17 protein-coding genes and 1 pseudogene are annotated in these 19,821 nt (G+C 62.3%); 2 read left to right on the top strand and 16 right to left on the bottom strand.

Annotated elements, in window-relative coordinates; translation table 11 throughout:
• Positions 1-188: 188 nt before the first annotated feature.
• The 7 genes from Mspo_RS03205 to Mspo_RS03175 form a co-directional block, all read right to left on the bottom strand.
• Positions 189-1,220 carry a glycosyltransferase family 2 protein gene (locus tag Mspo_RS03205; RefSeq protein ID WP_256366342.1) on the bottom strand — a complete coding sequence of 344 codons (1,032 nt, stop codon included), beginning with the start codon at positions 1,218-1,220 and terminating at the stop codon, positions 189-191.
• A gap of 196 nt (positions 1,221-1,416) precedes the next feature.
• A complete protein-coding gene (locus tag Mspo_RS03200; protein ID WP_159726771.1) occupies positions 1,417-2,712 on the bottom strand; it encodes a lipopolysaccharide biosynthesis protein in 1,296 nt (431 codons plus the stop codon).
• Positions 2,713-2,772: 60 nt separating this feature from the next.
• Positions 2,773-3,717, bottom strand: a complete 945-nt coding sequence (locus tag Mspo_RS03195) for a glycosyltransferase (RefSeq protein WP_159726769.1) — start codon at positions 3,715-3,717, stop codon at positions 2,773-2,775.
• A gap of 16 nt (positions 3,718-3,733) precedes the next feature.
• Positions 3,734-4,435: an FkbM family methyltransferase gene (locus Mspo_RS03190; RefSeq protein WP_159726767.1), complete on the bottom strand. Its 702-nt coding sequence runs from the start codon at positions 4,433-4,435 to the stop codon at positions 3,734-3,736.
• 265 nt (positions 4,436-4,700) lie between these two features.
• Positions 4,701-6,080: a WcaI family glycosyltransferase gene (locus tag Mspo_RS03185; RefSeq protein WP_244613083.1), complete on the bottom strand. Its 1,380-nt coding sequence runs from the start codon at positions 6,078-6,080 to the stop codon at positions 4,701-4,703.
• Positions 6,081-6,626: 546 nt separating this feature from the next.
• Entirely contained in the window at positions 6,627-7,145 is a 519-nt protein-coding gene (locus Mspo_RS03180) for a transcription termination/antitermination protein NusG (protein WP_159726763.1), read from the bottom strand.
• A 288-nt stretch (positions 7,146-7,433) separates the two neighbouring features.
• Positions 7,434-8,657 (bottom strand): glycosyltransferase, encoded by a 1,224-nt coding sequence (locus Mspo_RS03175; RefSeq protein ID WP_159726761.1) that lies wholly within the window; start codon positions 8,655-8,657, stop codon positions 7,434-7,436.
• Positions 8,658-8,939: 282 nt separating this feature from the next.
• On the opposite strand from Mspo_RS03175, the gene Mspo_RS03170 reads away from it, so the two are divergent.
• Entirely contained in the window at positions 8,940-9,644 is a 705-nt protein-coding gene (locus Mspo_RS03170; protein WP_159726759.1) for a transglutaminase-like cysteine peptidase, read from the top strand.
• 321 nt (positions 9,645-9,965) lie between these two features.
• Complete coding sequence (locus Mspo_RS19775; RefSeq protein ID WP_306344925.1) at positions 9,966-11,150, top strand: polysaccharide biosynthesis/export family protein; 1,185 nt, start codon at positions 9,966-9,968, stop codon at positions 11,148-11,150.
• 257 nt (positions 11,151-11,407) lie between these two features.
• On the opposite strand, the gene ppsA is transcribed toward Mspo_RS19775, so the two are convergent.
• The 9 genes and pseudogenes from ppsA to Mspo_RS03120 form a co-directional block, all read right to left on the bottom strand.
• A complete protein-coding gene (gene ppsA, locus Mspo_RS03160) occupies positions 11,408-13,852 on the bottom strand; it encodes a phosphoenolpyruvate synthase (RefSeq protein ID WP_159726757.1) in 2,445 nt (814 codons plus the stop codon).
• 225 nt (positions 13,853-14,077) lie between these two features.
• Positions 14,078-14,431: pseudogene (locus tag Mspo_RS03155) on the bottom strand (nitroreductase family protein); the annotation flags it as partial.
• Positions 14,432-14,459: 28 nt separating this feature from the next.
• Positions 14,460-14,684 (bottom strand): hypothetical protein, encoded by a 225-nt coding sequence (locus Mspo_RS03150; protein ID WP_159726753.1) that lies wholly within the window; start codon positions 14,682-14,684, stop codon positions 14,460-14,462.
• A 291-nt stretch (positions 14,685-14,975) separates the two neighbouring features.
• Positions 14,976-15,701 carry an acetoacetyl-CoA reductase gene (gene phbB / locus Mspo_RS03145; RefSeq protein ID WP_159726751.1) on the bottom strand — a complete coding sequence of 242 codons (726 nt, stop codon included), beginning with the start codon at positions 15,699-15,701 and terminating at the stop codon, positions 14,976-14,978.
• A 94-nt stretch (positions 15,702-15,795) separates the two neighbouring features.
• Entirely contained in the window at positions 15,796-16,971 is a 1,176-nt protein-coding gene (locus Mspo_RS03140) for an acetyl-CoA C-acetyltransferase (RefSeq protein ID WP_159726941.1), read from the bottom strand.
• Between the two features lie 272 nt (positions 16,972-17,243).
• Positions 17,244-17,516 carry a DUF5132 domain-containing protein gene (locus tag Mspo_RS03135; RefSeq protein WP_159726749.1) on the bottom strand — a complete coding sequence of 91 codons (273 nt, stop codon included), beginning with the start codon at positions 17,514-17,516 and terminating at the stop codon, positions 17,244-17,246.
• An 89-nt stretch (positions 17,517-17,605) separates the two neighbouring features.
• Positions 17,606-18,133, bottom strand: coding sequence for a hypothetical protein (locus Mspo_RS03130; RefSeq protein ID WP_159726747.1), 528 nt, complete (start codon positions 18,131-18,133; stop codon positions 17,606-17,608).
• 121 nt (positions 18,134-18,254) lie between these two features.
• Positions 18,255-18,641: an HMA2 domain-containing protein gene (locus tag Mspo_RS03125; protein ID WP_159726745.1), complete on the bottom strand. Its 387-nt coding sequence runs from the start codon at positions 18,639-18,641 to the stop codon at positions 18,255-18,257.
• 138 nt (positions 18,642-18,779) lie between these two features.
• Positions 18,780-19,814, bottom strand: a complete 1,035-nt coding sequence (locus Mspo_RS03120) for an aspartate-semialdehyde dehydrogenase (RefSeq protein ID WP_159726743.1) — start codon at positions 19,812-19,814, stop codon at positions 18,780-18,782.
• Between the last annotated feature and the right edge of the window lie 7 nt (positions 19,815-19,821).

Below are 19,821 nucleotides of genomic sequence, written 5' to 3'. Positions count from 1 at the left end.
TGAGCAGCCATTTGCGGAATACCCCCTCCAGAGGAATCAGCAAATAGAACAAGATGAAAAGCTGGCCAATTCGTCTCGAACGACGGATTGCTCGGGCAACTTTTTTCCCGTGACTCCAAGCGCCCGCAATGGCGGAACGCGTCGAGCCGAGCCTCGCGCAGCTGTCGGGGCCGCGCAGCGCGGGAGCGTCAGAGAGAGACAATTGGGCTTTCCGCACGCGCGGGCGCTCGAAATTTCGGTGGCGTCGAAGGCGTCCCCGGCGGAGCGCGCTCGAATTCGCGGGCCATGCGCAGTCCGGCGAAATAGCCGCTCCAGCCGCCGATCAACTGGCCCGGCAGGCTTTTTGGTCGTTTGGCGAGACTGTGCAGGATGAAATAGAGGCCGGGACAGTGCCTGAACCCGACAGCCACGCAAAACAGGAAAAAGCGCAGCCTGGTGAGCGAATCCGTGAAGGCGCGCTGTGTGGCCACGTGGTTCGCGGTCCAATGGAAGCACTTGATTTTCGACCATGTCCCGTAGGCGTAATCTGGCTTTACGCCCGGATAATGGTCGACGATGGCGTTCGGGTCCAAGATAATCCGCCATCCGGCCTTCCGGAGATTGATGCAGAGCCACGATTCATTGGCGACCTGAGCGCCCGACCCCAGAAGGCGCTCGTCGAGCCGCAGCGTTCCCAAAGCGCTGCGGCGCAGCGCCCAATTGGAGCCCTTGACGACCTCGACCGCGCGCGGCGGACCGACGACCAGATGATGGCCGCCCCGGATCATTCCCCAAAAGTCGCGATAACCCGCTCTGGTCACGGTCGGATGCAAGACCGGCGCGCCATCGCCGTCGAAGACAATATCGCGCCCTCCGGCGGCGCCCACGTCGTCGTCGCGAAAATGCCCCAGGATTTTTTCCAGCCAGTCAGGGCGCGGCACGGCGTCATCGTCGAAAATCGCCAATATGTCGCCCCGCGCCACGTCGATCGCGGCGTTGAGCGCGCAAACCACGCCAGCTCGTTCGACGCTGACCAGCCTCCACAGCGAATGATCTTTCGCATTGTCATGCAGCCAGCGGGCGGTGTCCGGATCGTCATCTGGGCGATAGCTGATGACGACCTCGATCGGACGCGGCTGCAATGTTTCGACGCCCTCGAGACAGCGCGGCAGCAAGTCCATCCGCTTGAAGGTGGGGATGATGACGCTGACAGAAAGTGAGATAGCGCCTTGCGCATTCATCATTCGAACCTTTCGAGTTCAACGCAACGCAGGACGGCTCGCAATGGCCGCGGACACGACGCTCTGAAGCCGACAGTCGAGGAAACGAGGCGTATCCTGACCCAAAGCCGTGTATCGCCTACCTCGCGGGCAACGGTTGCGATGCGGTTTCGTCGGACAATGCTCAGAATTGGCGTCGACGGAACGAGCGCGCAGATCAACGATCTTCGCCACCCCCTGATGACGGCTCAGCATTCCGCGTCGAGAACAAAGGTTCTATGCCCTGCCCGGTGGACCGGCAGAAATCCAACAAAGATGTGATGATCGGCCCCACAGCGAACCCGGCCTGAAAGATGATCGCCCCGACGAGCGTGTGAAGATCGAGCGAGATTGCGGCGGCGCACGCCCAGGTGAGGCTGAGCGGAATGGTGATCCATGCGAGGCTGTTCCACCCCCGCGCGGAAACAAGCGCACGCAAGGTGCCGCTGAAAAGGCTTAAGACAGCCGCGCACGACATAAAAAGAACCTCGCCAGTCAGCTGGCTATAGTTCGGCCCCACGAGCCAAAGCAACGCGCTGGGCCAGACACTGGCCATCGCGATCAAGAGGACGCCTGGAACGGAGCAAACAGCCGTCAGCGCTATGAGCCGCTCGCCAAGACGACGCTGCGCCTTGGCGAAGGCAGGTATTGCGAACGCGCCCACAAGCGCTTGAAACGGCAACAGAATCTGCCCGATCCGCGAAAGCGCCCCATAATTCGCGACTTCGCTCACCCCGGCCACCAGCGTCAAGATCAAGAGAACGATCTGGGATTGGAATACGTAAAAAATCTCGACGGGCATCTGCCGTCGTACGCCGAGTTGGATCTCGCGCACATCGGCCGGCAGCACAGAATGCGGCGCGTTCGGCAATTTTTGGTTGACCCAACGGCTGATCGGAATTGCCCGAGCGATCTGACACACCGCGTTCACGGCAACGGCGGCGAGCACGCTGGTCGCGCTTGCCAGCTGCAACAGACAGATGGCGGCTAGCCGCGCGACAGAAAGGACGACCTCTAGCATTTGCAGAGAGTTGGTCTGGTGGTCGTAAATTAGAATCTCTTCTACCATTGAGGCCCGCATATCCGCGAGCCACAGGACCAGCAGAAGCACGAGCATCGCAACGGTCAGGCTCGTCGACGCGCCATTCGACCAGAGAAGGAAGGCGGCGCTGGCCATTATTGGCGGAAGCATGACCGCGGAGATGCTACGCCGAACCTTCAGCGCGGCGGCGAGTGCTTGAGCGGCACGGTCGAGGTCCGGCCAGTGACGGCCGAGAATCGCTGCATAGCCGATGTAGACGCCACTTTTTGTCAGGACATTCATTGCGCCAATTATAGCGCTGATAATCGCGTACAACGCGAAATCGGGAACGCTGAGCCATCTTGCGAGCAGCAAACCGGTGACGGCGGCCAAACCCTGGGCGAGGCCCTTACCGACGAGAAAGACGAGTGCGCGACGAACAGTTGCAAACATGGGCGCTCGCATTTGCTCAGACGGTCGCCCGCCGACGGCGGAAAACCAACGCAGTCCGTATCATTTTGAGCGCAACGCCCATCTCCAGCAGATCGATGGCGTCAAGAGCATTGCGAGCGTCAGCAGACCACGCAGCGACGCTCTGTCGCTCAGGGACCAACCGTCGGAGAAATATGCCGCAACCGCCCGTCCTCGTTCGCCGTCGCGGAGATAGCGGGTCACCGCCACTTTCGCGAACTTTCGCACAAGCGCCAATTTCTTGCTGGCGGCTTCACGCGGAACCCGAAGCTCCCGAGCTGCTTCATACGCCAAATGACAATCAATGCCGCGTCCCGTGCTTGTCAAGGATACAGGCTGACTCCTATAGGCAAAGATATCCTCGGCGATGAACCGCCCCCAATAGCCAGCATTGGCGAGACGCACCCATAGCCCCCAATCGCCCACGTTTCCGTCTCTTGGGCCACGCATGAATGACCGATAAACGTCTGCGCGCATGAGCCAGCCATTGGGAGGAAGCGCCTGCGTCAAGTTCCACTCCCACATCGGCCTCACCTCCGATGCGCCTCCTTTTCCATAATATGCCATGTCCCGATGGCTGCGCTCTATGTCCACGACCCCGTGTTCATCCATAATTAGGTTGCGCCCGAACCAAACGGCGACACGACTGTCGGTATCCGAGATGGCGCAGCCGTATAGGCGAGCCAGAGCCCCCTCGCAATAAGCATCGTCATCGTGCAGAAGAGCGACAAATTCTCCTTTAGCTCTCGACCCGAGCGCACACTGGTTCGGATAACTCCCCAAAGGCGGAACATTGCGTCGCAGTTCGATAAGCCCGTGCAGCGGGCTGTCCGCGATGATTTTATGGTTCAATCCGGCATTGGCGTCGTCGCTGTTGTCGCCGATTAGAATTTCGGAAATGAGGGCTCGCTCCTGCATCTCGACAGATTGGAGGGCCTCCCTCAGCTGTTCGGGTCTTCGGTAGGTGGGAATGAGAACGCTTATCATGAACGGCCTTTCGAACTTACCTCCCGAACCGCGAAAATATTCGCGACAACAGCCGCTTGGCGCCGCGCCAATATTTCACGAAATAGAGCTGCGCGACGTCGAGCCAGCCGAGCCGCCATGTCGCGCGGTTGAGCGCCAGCACGTCGGTGTAGACGCGGTTGCCGAAATTCATGACGAAAAACCCGTTTTTCCTGAGCCTGACGATGATTTTCTCGACCTCGGCTCGCTGCTCGGGCTGCAGGAAGTCGTGAAACTCGATCGTCATCTGATCGATATTCTTCAGATAGGCGACGGGCAGCGTCGCGAACATGTCGAGCTCGGCGCCTTCTATGTCGACCTTCAACAGATTGATCCTGTCGAGCGCGAAAGCGCGCATCAGCCCATCGAAATCGATGACCTCCACCACCACGGAGCGCTCGGCGGCGGCCGGCACCAGCCCGGCGACGAAGGATGCGCAATGGCTGGCGTAGAGCTGCAATTCGAGGCTTCCCGGGCCTCCGCCGACCGCCAATTGCAGCGATTTGATGCGGTCGTGCCGCGGCAGCGCCTCGAAGAGGCCGGGCGCCGGCTCGACGCCGAACACGCGCGCCGGGGTGTTGGCGACGATCCAGCTCGCGAACGCGCCCTGGTTCATGCCCAGATCCACGACGACATGATCTTGCGTGAGACCGTCCGCGATGAAACTGTGATCGCAGACACGTTGGACAAAAAGCGTCAAGATCGAACCTCCCTGCGCACAAGGGAATGAGAAGCGTGTCGCGGCGCGGCATTCGCGGCCGGGACGCGGCGGACTATGGCTCCAGGCGCGTCGCTCGTGGGCGGCGCCGCCTGAGCCGAAAGGGCGTCGTCATTCCCGGCAGACCGAAGGCCTGACCGGGAATCCTGAAACAGGATAACTCCGCCTGTTGTTCTGGACTCCCGAAGACAATCGCGGCGATCCTCTCCGATATGCGCTTCGAGGCGCTCTTCGAGGAGAGCCGCCGTCATCGGTCGACGAGCGCGTCGGCGCGCGCTGCTTCGTCCGCGCCCTCTTCGAGCGCGCCCGCTTTCCCTGCCAATAATTGCTCGAAGGCTGGCAGCAGCCGTGCGGCGCTCAACGATTCGGCGAGCCGAAGTCCGCGCGCAATATGCGTGGAAAAATCTCCCGATCTCGCCATATCGATGGATCGGGTCAGGGCCTCGTCGTCGCCCGGCGCCGACAGCAGCGCGACGTCCGCCAATATATTGGCGATTTCTGTGCCGGGCTCGGCCGTCGCTGCGATCAATCGACCGCTCGCGAGCATTCCGCCGAGCTTGGACGGCAAGACCAGATCCGCGGCGCCGCTATGCTGCGGCAGCACATGAAGATCCGCCATCGCCAACAACTCGTTCAAGCGATCCGACGCCTGAACCGGCAGGAAGGCCAAATTGGAAAGATCGCCATATTTTGCTTTGAGTCCTTCCAGCGCCGGCCCCTCGCCGACGATGACGAAGCGAAGCGCCTTTTCCTCGGCCAAGCGGCGCGCCGCCTCCAGCACCACGTCGAGCGCCTGCTTGACGCCGATATGGCCGGCGTAGAGGACGACGAAATCATCCTCGGCGAGCCCCAATTGCGTTCGAAACGCATTCGACGCCCTCGCCCGCGGCCGGATCGCGTCGAGGTCGACCCAGTTTCTGAGGACGACGACCTTCGCGGGGCCGAGGCCCTTGGCCAATAAAGCCTCTCGCATTTTCTCGGAGATCGTCACAATCTGATCGAACCAGCCGAGAAGACGTCGCTCGAGCGAGCTCGCCGCCTTTCGGATCGACGCGCCTTTCAGAGGCCCGACCTCGAAAGCGGCGTCCACTTCGAGATCCTGCACATGCAGCAGGCTGCGCGCCCCCACGAGCTTGGCGGCGAGCAGCGCGACCGGAGCGGCGAACAAGGTCGGCTCCACGCACATCACCACGTCCGGCCGGAATCGGAAAATCCGCCACACGACCATCGGGGCCGCCGTGGCGGCAAAACTGAGCGGCGCGACGAGACGCCAGAAACCTCCCGCTCCCGCCTTCGTGGCCATGGGGCAACGCGTCACGCGGATGGAGCCGAGCGTCTCTCGTTTGTAGACGCCGGCCCGATATGGCGGCCGCACGAACCATCCCGGATAGTGCGGCGGCGCGGTGACGACTTCGACATCGTGACCTCGCGCTTCGAGATATCGGGCCAACTCTGTCGTGTATTTCCCGCATCCGATGAGTTCTGGCGCGAAATTAATGGCGTGTATCAAAATTTTCTGGGTGCGCCGATCGACTCCTCCCGGCGTCTCGGCCAAAGGAGTCCGGGCCTTCCATATCCGCCCCAGACGCGAGATAGTCGTATCAGACCAAAAATGCAGATTTGACATTACGTCTACCAGAATATTTTTCGTCACGTCGATCGAAAAACACTTGTGCTGATCGCGGCAAATTGTCTGAATCTGCTCAGAAATGAGCGCTTTTCTAAGCTGCCGCGCTCGGGGTGACTTTATGTCCCCGTCGCCATGATATGGCTGTCCCGGTCATAGACCGATCTGGACAGAAATATTTCTTCTGGACAGGGCGATTTGTAATCCGCCAGCCATCCAGAAGTATTTCATAGACGCGATCGGCACAGGTGAAACAGCTTCACGCCGCCGGTTCGATCCAATCGCGAGCGACGTTGCTGTTGTAGCCCCGCCCATGATGTTCAGTAAGGAGCGCCAAGCGCTCCTGTCGAGGAGCGCCGCGTGAGCGTCGTCACGGAGGTCCACTGAGAATCTCGGCCATGCTGCCGCAGTTCGGGTGACTGCAAAGTCCCCGTTGCGATGAATTGGCTGTCCCGGTCACCCACCGATCGGAACAGAAATCATTTCTCGCGCGACCGGATGGTCACCCGAAATCTTTTGACAGGGCCGAAATACGTGAAACAGGTTTCACGAGGCCGGTTCGATCCAATCGCGATCGACGTTGATGCGTATAGCCCCGCTCATGATGTTCAGCAAGACCTCTACGCGCTCTTTGGACGAGAGGCGGGCGAGAACGCCGAAGGTCTGCGCGAAGGGCCCCGCAACCAGGCGCACCGGCTGGCCGAGCTCGATGTTCTCGACCAGACGCAACTGCCCCGATGGATCGCTCGAGCGGATCAGAGTTTCGACGACGCCCGCCGGCACGGGCAAAGGCCGCTCATGCGCCATCACCAAGCTCGAGACTCCGCGCGTGCCATTGACGCTGCGCCAACGATCTCGGTCGAGGTCCAGCGCCACGAAAATATATCCTGGAAAGATCGGCGAATTCACCGTGCGGAGTCGCCTCGCGTGGCGAATTGTCTTTGGCCGTCGAGGCAGAAAATTGCAGAATCCTTGAAGCTCCAAAGCGACTTGCGCGCGGCTCTCTTGATGTGGCAGCGTATGCGCCAAATACCATCTTTGCCCGCTCGCGGGCCTCGATTCCACTTCGAGGCGCTCCGATCGGCTAATGAACGAACCAAACACACCTACCTCCAATTTCAACAAAGTCTCGATCGATTTTCGGCAAAAGCCGAACTATTCGACAACGAAGGCGCGGGCGCTGCAATTACGAAATATTGTCGTCGTGAGATGAGGTTACTGGCGATAAGCGGGCCGACGGCCGCGACGCGAGGCCATTCCGCGAGATTCGTCTCGCGCAGGGACCCGGCGCGAGAACAAGCAGAACGGAGCAGGTCGCGACAGGGACTCGCGGCCTGGAACGGCGTGGCGCATCTACGATCGAGCCTCACCCTTCAGTTTCTTGCTTTCGATCAGCGCATTCATCGTCTCTAATAGATCGATCGCCGTTTTCTCCACGTCGAAGCGCGCGAGGAAGCACGCTCTGCCGTTATTGCCCATCACGGCGCGCTCGTTCGCCGTCGCCCCGCAGAGCCGGCGCAGACCGTCTTCGATCGAACTCGTGTCGTCATTGACCACGAGCCCGGCGCCGTCGGCCTCGATCTCTCGCCAGATGTTCACCTTATTCGTGATCAGGACCGGCACGGACAGCATCATCGCGTCCGCGACCACTATGCCGAAATTTTCTTGATGCGACGGCAGCACGAAAAATTCCGACGCGCGATAGGCGCCCCATTTGACATCGCCGGTGAGCATCCCGGGCCAATGAATGCGATGCGCTGCTATGCCGCAATCGTCTGCGCGGCGCTCCAGTCGAGACCGCAGTCCGACCTGATCCGGGCCGGCGATCACGAGATCGAAATCGGGAAAGTCGTTCGCGATTTTCGCGAAGGCGTCGATCAACAGATCGACGCCTTTTTTCTCGTGAATGCGGCTCAGGAAAAGAATCAACCGGCGACCGCGCGTCGCAGGATAACGCGCATAAAATTCGTCCGCCTGCGCCTTGGCGTCTCCTTCGATATCGGACGAGCCGTATCCGACGACATGCTCCTCGGCAAAATAGGGCGCGAAAGAGGTTCTGGATGCGAGCCGTTCTTCCTCCGATGTGAAAAAAACACCTGTGGCGTCGCGCAGCACACGATGCTCGAAAAGCTTCCAGAAGATCGTTTTGAAAATTGTTTTGACAGGATATGCCGTGTTGAACCAAGGGTCGAGAGCCCCGTGCGGGAAATTGAAATAGGCCACATCGGCGCCGCGCAGGCCGAGCCAGCCGCCGAAGGAGGCGTAATTCCATAGGCCGTTGATGATGACCACGTCATATTCATGGACGTGGGATTTCAGCCAGCCGACGAGGCGCGGAGAGTAGCGATAACGAAGCCACGGCGTCACCCGTCTCACGAAGGGATGCGCCGCATGGTCCGAGCCGACCGCAAACACGGGGACGGGGCATTCGGCGAGATATGGCGCGCTTTCCGGATCGAGTGAGAGGACATGTCGCTGGTGACCGTGTCGAAACCAGACGTCGGCGCTCGAGATTATGCCGGAGATCGGGCCTCCACTGCGTGGATCGACCGAGGCTATGATATGAAGGACTTTCACGAAAGATTCCGCATATAACGAGACGATTACAAGGTTTGAACGTCGTGAGCTTAGCCGTTCCGACGGTATTTCGGCAAGTCGTATCTGTCGGGCGCGTCGACGCGCGCGCTCGGCTGTCGACACGAACTGTTCCCCCGACGAGCCCGAGCACATGTCTCGCCGCCCGGCCCATGATTAAAATTTTCCGAAACAGCGCGATAAAATGGTCTTGACGAGCTGCACGCGCATGGAACTTTTTCTACGTAGAACTTGCTCCGAAGCAACGCTTTCGGAGTTCATATCATGTCGAAATCCTTCGCTTTCGCCCTGCTGTCGATCGCCTGCGCGAGCATCTCGCTCTGCGCTGATGCGGCCCCGCTCGGATTTTCCCGCAATTTGACCAGTGAATACGCTCGCATCCGCCTCGGAGAGGGCGCGCCGGTCCTCGCGCCGTTCGAGCACGTGCGATTCTGCATCAAGAATCCAAGCGAATGCGTGGCCGATACGTCGGAAATGGAGCAGATGGAGCTGAGCGATGCTCTGATACGGACGCTTACGACGATCAACTCCGAGGTCAACGCATCGATCGCGCCGATATACAAGGCTGCGGACTACGGCCCGTCGGGCGGCTGGCGCATCGGCCCGGCCGCAGGCGACTGCAACGACTATGCGGTCACCAAACGTCATAAATTGAAAGAGGCCGGGCTGCCGTCGCGAAGCCTCGTCCTTGCGGTGGTGAAAACCGCCAGAGGCGAGGGGCATCTCGTGCTCGTGGTGAAGACCACGGAGGGCGACTTCATTCTCGACAATCTGACCAGCGAGATTCGGTTCTGGCGGGAGGCGAATTATGAGTGGATTTCCCGTCAGTCGAGCGAGAATCCGCGCTTCTGGGTGCATGCGAAGGGAAGCCGCGAGCCGACCGCCGCCCAGCCCGACCACCGCCATGGACCGGCCGAAGCTCCCGCCAAATTGCCCTTTTTCGTGACTTGGCTCGGCGCCAGCGCCTGACGAACCCGCCGCGGAGTGGGGCTTTCTGATCTCATGCCTGTCGCGCATGAGATGGACCTACGGGACCGGATGGCGCTGCAAAATTTTCAGGCGAAATCGCTCGGACTCCACCGGCGCGAGGCCGTCGCAGCGAGATTCTTGCTGAATTGCTAGGGCGTTAATCACAATTCGCGGTTTTCTGGCTCGCATCAGCCCTGAGCTTGACGAACAGCTTCGAACTGAACTACTTACGCAATGCCACTTAAGGCTATTTTTTTGCGGGCGCGACGAGGATTCGATCTCGAACCGCTCGCGTAACCGCTCCATTGTGGGATTGCGACAGTGAGAAAGCTTTTTCGGCGGTCCGCGCTCACGGTCGTCTGCGCGCTATCCCTCACCGGATGTAGCCTTTTGCCGCGATCGGGGCCTGACGATAACGATATAAAGCTGCTCGGTAATATTTCGTCGCCCGAACCAGAGGCGCCGCTGGCCTACGAGTTGGTCCCCGTAAACGCCAGCAACATCGCAGAGCTCGCAGTCGCGCGAACGGCTGTGCCATTCGATACTTTCGTCGACAAGGGTCCGCAGCCGATCATTCGCCTCGGACCCGGCGACATAGTTTCGGTGACGATATTCGAAGCCGCGCCCGGCGGCCTCTTCACGCCGTCGACCACCGCAGGCGCGAGGCCCGGTAATTTTGTCGACATTCCGGCCCAGTCCGTCGATGAAAACGGCAATATTTCCATCCCCTTCGCCGGTCTCGTCCCGGCGGCCGGCAAGACGATCCCCGAGGTCGAGGCGATCGTTCAGGACAGGCTGAGGAACCGCGCGATCGAGCCGCAGGTGGTCGTCGCGCTAAAGGAACAGCACTCGACGATCGTGTCGGTGCTCGGCGAGGTCAACTCCCCCGGCTCGCTGACGCTCAGTCAGAGCGGCGAAAAGCTGTTGGAGCTGATCGCGAGAGCCGGTGGGCCGAAATACCCTCCGAACGAAACCTGGATCATCTTGCAGCGCAATGGAAAGAGGACCAGAGGCCTGATGAGCCGCGTTCTCGCGGATCCGAAGCAGAACATCTACATTCGTCCTCGCGACCAACTCTATTTGCAGCGTGAAATCGCGACTTTCACGGCCGTGGGCGCTTCGGGCGCGAATGGGCTGTTCCCCTTCGAAAACGAGCACATCACCTTGTCGCAAGCGATCGGCCGCGCGGGCGGCTTGCTGGATACGCAGGCCAATCCCGCCGCAGTATTCATTTATCGCCTCGAGGATAGGCCATTCTTGGAAAAAATCGGCGTCTACATCGGCCGATACGACGGCCAAAAAATTCCGACTGTCTACAGCGTCGATATGCTCGACTCGACAGGCCTGCTGCTGGCCAGCAGTTTTCAGATGCGAGAGAAAGACGCGATCTTCGTCGGCAATGCGAAATCGGTGGAATTCCTGAAGTTCCTCACAGTCGTCAACGCCACCGCGAGCACTCAATCGAACGTGATAGCCGCGGGCCGAGCGACGAGAGGTGGATTCTAGACCAGCGTCCGAAGCGAATCTTGATCGCTCGAACGATTCGATCCGAACGGAATGCGCTCGGGTGACGATCCTCTGGCGAAGCTGCGATAGCCGCCTTCGCCGCCGGGAATGGGCCGACCGAATGGTCGACCCGCCTCCCCTATTCTGACGAGACGCTCCGGCCTCGCATGACGCCCGAGCGCGACGAGGCTCCGCTTTCATTCCCGGCGGAGACCTGCTCGAAATCAGCAAGAGCCTATCCGGGCGACCGAAGCCGTCTAACCCGCTGTCTCCGCGCGGTCGTCGAACTCCTTGGACCCTGGCGGGAGAGTCCCCCCCGATCGACTCGCCGCCGCCGCCACATGGCGCTTCACGACGACGAAGCTGTCGGGCGTCACCGAGATCGAATCGATGCCGCATTCGACCAGGAATTCCGCGAACTCCGGATGATCGCTCGGCGCCTGCCCGCACAGTCCGACTTTGGCGCCTGCATCGCGCGCGACGCCGATGACGGTGCGGATCATCCATTTGACCGCCTCGTCCCTCTCGTCGAACAGATCGGAGAGCTCGGCCGAGTCTCGATCGACGCCGAGCGTCAGCTGCGTGAGATCATTGCTGCCGATGGAGAAGCCGTCGAAGCGTTGCGCGAATGCGCCGGCGAGAATGACATTCGAGGGAATCTCGCACATCACATAGACCTCGAGCCCGTTCTCGCCGCGCTTCAGCCCATTGGCCGCCATGACGTCCAGCACGCGATCCGCTTCCTTGACCGACCGGCAGAAGGGAATCATCACGATGACATTGGTAAATCCCATTTCTTCGCGCAGTCGGCGAATGGCGCGGCATTCGAGCGCGAAGCCTTCCCTGTAGCGTGGGGAATAATAGCGCGACGCCCCGCGAAAGCCGATCATCGGATTTTCCTCTTTCGGCTCGAATTCGGCGCCGCCGATCAGATCGGCATATTCATTGGTCTTGAAATCGCTCATGCGCACGATGACAGGCCGGGGATGAACCGAGGCCGCGATGCGACCGAGCGCCCGCGAGAGCCCTTCGACGAAATAATCGGTCTTGTCCTCGTAGCCGACCGTCATTTCGGCGATGATTTTCTTCGCCGCCTCGTCCTTCGAGGACTCGTAATGGACGAGCGCCATCGGATGGATCTTGATCTGATTATTGATGACGAACTCCATCCGCGCGAGGCCCACTCCGTCGGACGGAAGGCGCCACCAGCGAAAGGCCGCCGCCGGATCGGCGAGATTGAGCATCACCTTGACGCGCGTCGCGGGAACGGCGGCGAGATCGAGCTCCTCGACCTCTATGTCGGCGACGCCGTCATAGACGAAACCCGTGTCGCCCTCGGCGCAGGACAAAGTGACGATCTGCTCGTCGTGCAGCAGGCGCGTCGCGTCCGGCGCGCCGACGATCGCCGGCAATCCGAGCTCGCGGCTGACGATGGCCGCATGTGAGGTGCGCCCGCCATGCTCGGTCACGATCGCCGCCGCTTTCTTCATGATCGGCGCCCAATCCGGATCGGTCGTTCGCGTGACCAATATGCTGCCGTCGACGAAGCGGCCTATGTCGCGGACATCCTCTATGACGCAGATCTTGCCGCTCGTCGCCGCGTCGCCGATCGCCAGCCCGGCGCAGATCATGCGGCCTTTCTTGCCTATTCGATAGGACTTCAGCGCGCTCGCCTCGCGACGCGATTGAACCGTCTCCGGACGCGCCTGGACGATGAAGAGATCGCCGGTCTCGCCGTCCTTCGCCCATTCCATGTCCATCGGCCGGCCATAATGGTCCTCGATCAGGCAGGCCCAGCGAGACAGCGTCAGAATGTCGTCGTCGGCGAGCACGAAGGAGGCGCGCTCGGCCTTGGACGTCGGAACATTGCGCGTCGGCTGCTCGCCATCTGGCGCGTAGATCATCTTCACGAGCTTGTCGCCGCGCTTCTTCTCGATGATCGGCGACAAGGCCGCATCAGCGAGGAACGGCTTGAACACGATATATTCGTCCGGGTCCACCGCGCCTTGCACGACATTCTCGCCGAGGCCCCATGAGGCGTTGATGAGCGCGACCTTGTCGAAGCCCGTCTCCGTGTCCAGCGAGAACATCACGCCCGCGCCGCCCAGGTCGGACCGGACCATCAGCTGCACGCCGACCGACAGCGCGACCTTCATGTGATCGAAGCCCTGCGCCGTGCGGTAGCTGATGGCGCGATCCGTGAAGAGCGACGCGTAGCAGCGCCGGCAGGCGTCGAGCAGCGCGCGCTCGCCGCGAATGTTCAGATAAGTCTCCTGCTGCCCGGCGAAGCTCGCATTCGGCAGGTCCTCGGCGGTCGCGCTCGACCTCACCGCGACGTCGGGCTCATCCTTGCCGACCCGCCGGCCGAGCTCGCGATAGGCTTCGACGATGGCGCTCGCCATTTCGCTCGACCATTCGCCGCGTCGAATGGCGCTTCGAATTGTTCGACCAGCGTCGGCGAGCGTGACGCGGCCGGATTCGAGATCGTCGAGCGTCGCAGCTACGACATTGCGCGCGCCATTGCTCTCGACGAAACGCCAATAGGCTTGCGCCGTCGTCGCAAATCCGATGGGAGTCCGGACGCCCTTCTCCGTGAGACGGGAGATCATCTCTCCGAGCGATGCGTTTTTGCCGCCGACGATCGAAACATCGTCGCGCGTCACAGCCTCGAACCAGACGATATTCTGAGCTGCGTCGACCATGCGCTTGCGCTCGCTTCGAATGTCACGCCCGATCTTCTCGCCCTCAGACGACAGAAAATCCGTGATGATTATACATCGGCCATTCGACGAGCGCCACGCGCGTCCGGCGTCGACGGACGCCGCCGCCCGCCGGCCGTTAGCCGCTTCGGCGTTGGAAACGCATCGAAACAAAAGCCGCGAGGAGCGCCTCGACCGACACCGAAGCTTCCCCCTGAGTCGGGCCGTTCACTCGGTCTTCTTCGGATAGCCGATCGTCTGCGACAAAAGCACCTGATGGTCGTGGCTCAGCCCCAGCGCCTCGGCGATCGCCTCGCGATCGATCCAGGCGCGGATCACCGTGGCGAGGCCCTCGCTCGCCGCGAATAAATAGAGATTCTGCGATATCGCGCCGGCTGCGACCGAGGCGAAGCTCTCACGCTGCGCGACCGGAACCAGCGCCATCTTTCGGTGATCGGCGACGAACACCAGATCGAGGGGCGCTTCGTCGACGAAATCCTGATAGCCGGTCACGCGCCTCATATCGCTCGCCGCGACGAGCTCGAGAGAGTGCGAAGCGGCGTCATAGCCCGGCAGCTCTCGTCGAAAGCGCCGTAACGGGCGATCTCGATCACGCCCAGCACCCCTTCGGCCGAACTGACCGCGCGCAGACGATCACATCCGGCGGGCCTGCGGCCAATGCCGAGCCGATGACGCGACTCGTCGGCGGCAAATCGGTGATGACGACCGTCTGCCGACTGGCGACACATTGGCCTTGCAGCCCTTCGCCCACGACGAAGGACTCTCGCAGCGCGGCCGCGGGAGCCGTTATCGGTCGCACGATCGCCGCGCTCACCAGAACCGCCGAGATCAGTCCAGAGAAGAGGGCAGCGCAATCGCTCGAACGGGAGGGGAGTTTCGGCGCGGGAATTGCCGTGATTCGTAGAGGGCCTCGAATCACTGATATGATAGGCCGCCTCGGCGGACACAAAGGCGTCATTCCCGACGCTCGCGAAGCGAGCGATCGGGAATCCGGGGCCGCAACCGACGTTTTTGGATGTCGCTCTGGATTCCCGGTCAGGCCTTCGGCCTGCCGGGAATGACGGCCCTCGACAGCTCGAACGCGTTCGTTCGAGCGCAAATCGCTTCAGGTCAGATACTGGCCGCCGTTGATGGTCAGCGTCGAGCCGGTGATGAAGCCGGCGTCGTCGGAGGCGAGGAACACCACAGCGCGGGCGATCTCCTCCGGCTCGCCGAGACGGCCGACCGCGATATAGGGAATGATGTGCTTATCGAGCACGTCCTGCGGCACGGCCTTCACCATCTCCGTGGCGATATAGCCGGGCGCGACGGCGTTGACGGTGACGCCCTTCGACGCGCTCTCCTGCGCCAGCGCCTTGACGAAGCCGATGTCGCCGGCCTTGGAGGCGGAATAGTTCGTCTGACCGGCCTGGCCCTTCTGGCCGTTGATCGACGAGATGACGATGATGCGGCCGAAGCCGCGGTCGCGCATGCCGTTGATGACGGGACGCGTGACATTGAACAGCGAGTTGAGGTTGGTGTCGATCACCGCGCGCCATTGCGCCAGCTCCATCTTGTGGAACAGACGGTCCTTGGTGATGCCGGCGTTGTTGACGAGAATCTCGACCGGGCCCAGATCCTTCTCGATCTGCGCGAGCGCGGCGGCGCTGGCCTCATAGTCCGACACATCGAACTTATAGACCGGAATGCCGGTCTCGGCCTTGAACTTGTTGGCCGCCTCGTCGTTGCCGGCGTAAGTCGCGGCGACATTGTAGCCGGCCGCCTTCAGAGCCTTGGAAATCGCCTCGCCGATGCCGCGCGTGCCGCCCGTCACAACCGCTGTTCTGCCCACCTCATCCTCCTTCATCGAATTTTTCGAGAGACTGGACCGCGAGCCTCGGAGGCTCGCGGCGCCATATGCGAGCCTCCGAGGCTCGCGGTCCTATTTAGCGCTCGATCGTCAGAGCGATGCCCATGCCGCCGCCGATGCAGAGCGTGGCGAGGCCGCGCTTGCCGCCGCGGCGGCCGAGCTCGTAGAGCAGCGTCGTCAGAATGCGCGCGCCCGAAGCGCCGATCGGATGGCCGATGGCGATGGCGCCGCCGTTGACGTTCACAATGGCCGGATCCCAGCCGAGGTCCTTGTTCACGGCCAGAGCTTGCGCGGCGAAGGCCTCATTGGCCTCGACGAGGTCGAGATCGGATATCTTCCAGCCGGCCTTCTCCAGCGCCTTGCGCGAGGCCGGGATCGGGCCGGAGCCCATGACCGTCGGATCGACGCCGGCGGTCGCCCAGGAGGCGATGCGCGCGAGCGGGGTCAGCCCGCGCTTGGCGGCCTCCGCCGCGGACATCACGACGAGGGCGGCGGCGCCGTCATTGAGCCCGGAGGCGTTGGCCGCCGTCACCGTGCCGTCCTTGATGAAGGCCGGCTTCAGCTTGGCGACGCCCTCCAGCGTCACGCCGTGCTTGATGTATTCATCGGCGTCCACGATGATGTCGCCCTTGCGCGTCGAGACGGTGAAGGGGACGATCTCGTCCTTGAACTTGCCGGCCTTCTGCGCGGCCTCGGCCTTGTTCTGCGAGGCGACGGCGAAAGCGTCCTGCTCGGCGCGGCCGATCTGCCATTTGGCGGCGACATTCTCCGCCGTGATGCCCATGTGGTAATTGTTGAAGGCGTCGGTCAGGCCGTCGACGATCATGGTGTCGACGAATTTCACATCGCCCATCTTGGTGCCGGCGCGCATGTGAGCGGAATGCTGCGACAGCGACATGGACTCCTGGCCGCCGGCGACGACGATCGTCGCGTCGCCCGCCTGGATCTGCTGGGCGGCGAGCGCCACGGCGCGCAGGCCCGAGCCGCACACCTGATTGACGCCGAAAGCGGTCTTGTCCTGCGGCACGCCGGCCTTGATGGCCGCCTGGCGGGCCGGATTCTGTCCCTGCGCGGCGCCGAGCACCTGGCCCAGGATGACCTCGTCGACGTCGGCGGCCTCCACTTTGGCGCGTTCGAGCGCGGCCTTGACGGCAACAGCGCCCAGCTCATGGGCGGGCGTGGCGCCAAAAGCTCCGTTGAACGATCCCACAGCAGTGCGCGCCGCGGAAACGATCACGATCTCCGTCGTCATATCGTTCTCCTGATTGGTCGGGCTCCTCGGCGCCAGCGGACGCCGCTCGCGCACGTTGAGCATTTTGAGCCAAGACTCGTCAAGCGCCCGCGTCGGCGAACCTATGACGCGGCGCGTCATTCATTGTCGCAGGGGCGCGCGGGCCGAGGCCGAACCGGGCCGAGCGCCGTCACGACGCCATCTCGTCACGACGACCATGCTGGGCCAGGCTAAAAAAAGATCGTCGAGGGCGGCGCCGCCCTCGACGATCGTCTCATCGGCTGCGCTCCCCGTCAGAGCGAAGCGGGAGTGGCTTTTTGCTCGACGGCCGCCAGAGCCTCGTTCTCGCGCTCCGCGCGAGCCTCGGCGATCAGATCGCCGGCGGCTTCCGCCACATTGGCCACGGTCGTCTCATAAATCGCTATTCCCGTCTTTATCACCCCTTTGGCCACCGGGCGAAGCGCCCGGCGCACCGGCGGAAAGAGCGTCGGTATGGCGATCAGCGCTCCGACCCCGAGCGCCACAGGTCCCAATGCTTCCTCGAAGATATCCTCGATCAGCGCCATGCTGTCCTCCTAGGCGTCATGGAACCTTCATCTATTTATGGTTGCAGCGCCTTCAAGGGCGCGCCCCTGCGGCGGCCGAGCCGGACGGCTCAGGCGGCGGCTTCGACGGGCGGCGCGAGGGGCTCTTCCTTCCGCCTGCGGTCGGATGCGAGAAACCTGCGTCGGGCGACTCCGCCCGCGAGCAGCAGCAGCAGGACTCCCGCGGACATCGCATTGCCGCGCGCGAGCTTGACGGCGAGGCTCGCGACGACGACCACCGCGACCGAAACGCGTTTCGCGTCGAGGCGGCCGCCGCTCCAGCGCCGAATCCGCGCGTCGACCGCCGCAAAGCGCGGCCCTGGGGCCTGCGCGCCGACATGAACGACATATTTCGCCGGCGCGACGATCGTCAGAACGCCTTCGCGTTGGAGCAGTTCCAGAACGGCCTGTGAATCGCGCGAATGGATCACGACGCTGGCGGCGGCGGGATTGACGTCGACCCGCGTCACAACCGCCCATCTGGACATCTGCTCCCGCAGAGCCTCGAAGAACGCCCTGTCATGGCGCCTCGACGGCGCCGCTATGCGAAGCCGGACGGGCGTCTGATGCGCGATCCGACCTTCCACGACCTCGGCCATAGTAATGGACTCCTCCTCACCCGCGAAAACCAGCGTCTCCGGTTTCCGGCGCGAACCAACATCGTTTTAAGATCAATATCGCATCGCCCGCCTTCAAGAGCCGGCGGAATTCGCGCCCGAATTAGACGATGAGGCGAATCAGCGCGCCGGCGGAGCGGCCGAGCACATGCTTCACGACCTCGCCGACAATGGCCTCGGCGATCGTCGCCGTCGCCGTCGCGGCGACGGCGTTCATCCGAGAGGATGACGGGGACGCCGATTCAGCGGTCTGCGACGCGGCGTCCAAATAGCCGAGGCGCCGCAACGTCGACCAGAACGATTCGATCTCGAAACAGCCGCGGTCGTAGAAGATCGTCACGCTGCCGGAATGAGCGCGGATCGACGCGGATTTGACTCCCGGGATCGCGAGCAGCTCGGAATGGAGGGGGACGATGGCCCGAGCATATCCTCTCAGTCCCGCGAGGCGAACGCGAAGCCGGCCCGGAACGTGATGGAGATCGAGAACCATGGCCAGACGGCTAGCGAAGCTCGATTACAATACTGTGACGGCCGCGCCTTTTCGTGAGAATGGGCGCGCGCGCCGAATGCGGGCGCAAGGGAAGTCCGCGCCCCTTCTCCCACTCGTGGGAGAAGGAGACGCGCGTCGTCACGCCGCCTTCTGCTTCGGCGTGATGAGCTTCCTATTCGCCAGCACTTCGGCGATCTGCACCGCGTTCAGCGCGGCGCCCTTGCGCAGATTGTCGGAGACGCACCACAGAACGAGGCCGTTCTCGACGGTCGGATCGTCGCGGATGCGCGAGATATAGGTCGCGTCCTCGCCCGCCGCTTCGTGCGGCGTGATGTAGCCGCCGGGCTCGTGCTTGTCGATGACGAGCACGCCCGGAGCCTCGCGCAGAATATTGCGCGCCTCGTCCGGCGACAGCGGATTCTCGAATTCTATGTTCACCGCCTCGCTATGGCCGATGAACACCGGCACGCGCACGCAGGTGGCGACGAGCTTGATCTTCGGGTCGAGGATCTTCTTCGTCTCCACCACCATCTTCCACTCTTCCTTGGTGAAGCCGTCCTCCATGAAGACGTCGATCTGCGGAATGAGGTTGAAGGCGATGCGCTTGGGGAACTTCTTCGATTCCAGCGGATCGGAGACGAAGACGGAGCGGGTCTGGGCGAAGAGCTCGTCCATGCCCTCCTTGCCGGCGCCGGAAACCGACTGATACGTCGAGACGACGACGCGCTTGATCTTGGCCGCGTCATGCAGGGGCTTCAGCGCCACGACGAGCTGCGCGGTGGAGCAATTGGGATTGGCGATGATGTTCTTCTTCGCAAAGCCCGCGGCCGCATCGGCGTTCACCTCCGGCACGACGAGCGGCACGTCCGGGTCCATGCGCCAGGCGGAGCTGTTGTCGATGACGACGCAGCCCTGCGCGCCGATGCGCGGCGCCCATTCGCGCGCGACGTCGCCGCCCGCCGACATCAGGCAGATGTCCGTGTCCGAGAAGTCGTAAGTGTCGAGATGGCGGCATTTGAGCGTCTTGTCGCCGAAGGATACTTCCGTCCCGATGGAGCGCGACGACGCGAGCGCGACCACTTCCGAGACCGGAAAGCGGCGCTCCGCCAGAATGTCGAGCATCTCGCGGCCCACATTGCCCGTGGCGCCGGCGACGGCGACCTTGTAACCCATGGTTGTG

It is taken from the genome of Methylosinus sp. Ce-a6 (assembly GCF_009811655.1).
Lineage (GTDB): Bacteria > Pseudomonadota > Alphaproteobacteria > Rhizobiales > Beijerinckiaceae > Methylosinus.
Note: the sequence above shows the minus strand (reverse complement) of the source record. Positions and strands in the feature narration are given on the sequence as shown.

Coding starts and splice junctions, on each gene's coding strand:
- Mspo_RS03205 (WP_256366342.1), bottom strand. CDS start 1,220: ATGAATGCGCAAGGCGCTATCTCACTTTCTGTCAGCGTCATCATCCCC.
- Mspo_RS03200 (WP_159726771.1), bottom strand. CDS start 2,712: ATGTTTGCAACTGTTCGTCGCGCACTCGTCTTTCTCGTCGGTAAGGGC.
- Mspo_RS03195 (WP_159726769.1), bottom strand. CDS start 3,717: ATGATAAGCGTTCTCATTCCCACCTACCGAAGACCCGAACAGCTGAGG.
- Mspo_RS03185 (WP_244613083.1), bottom strand. CDS start 6,080: ATGTCAAATCTGCATTTTTGGTCTGATACGACTATCTCGCGTCTGGGG.
- Mspo_RS03170 (WP_159726759.1), top strand. CDS start 8,940: ATGTCGAAATCCTTCGCTTTCGCCCTGCTGTCGATCGCCTGCGCGAGC.
- ppsA (WP_159726757.1), bottom strand. CDS start 13,852: ATGGTCGACGCAGCTCAGAATATCGTCTGGTTCGAGGCTGTGACGCGC.
- Mspo_RS03140 (WP_159726941.1), bottom strand. CDS start 16,971: ATGACGACGGAGATCGTGATCGTTTCCGCGGCGCGCACTGCTGTGGGA.
- Mspo_RS03135 (WP_159726749.1), bottom strand. CDS start 17,516: ATGGCGCTGATCGAGGATATCTTCGAGGAAGCATTGGGACCTGTGGCG.
- Mspo_RS03130 (WP_159726747.1), bottom strand. CDS start 18,133: ATGGCCGAGGTCGTGGAAGGTCGGATCGCGCATCAGACGCCCGTCCGG.
- Mspo_RS03125 (WP_159726745.1), bottom strand. CDS start 18,641: ATGGTTCTCGATCTCCATCACGTTCCGGGCCGGCTTCGCGTTCGCCTC.
- Mspo_RS03120 (WP_159726743.1), bottom strand. CDS start 19,814: ATGGGTTACAAGGTCGCCGTCGCCGGCGCCACGGGCAATGTGGGCCGC.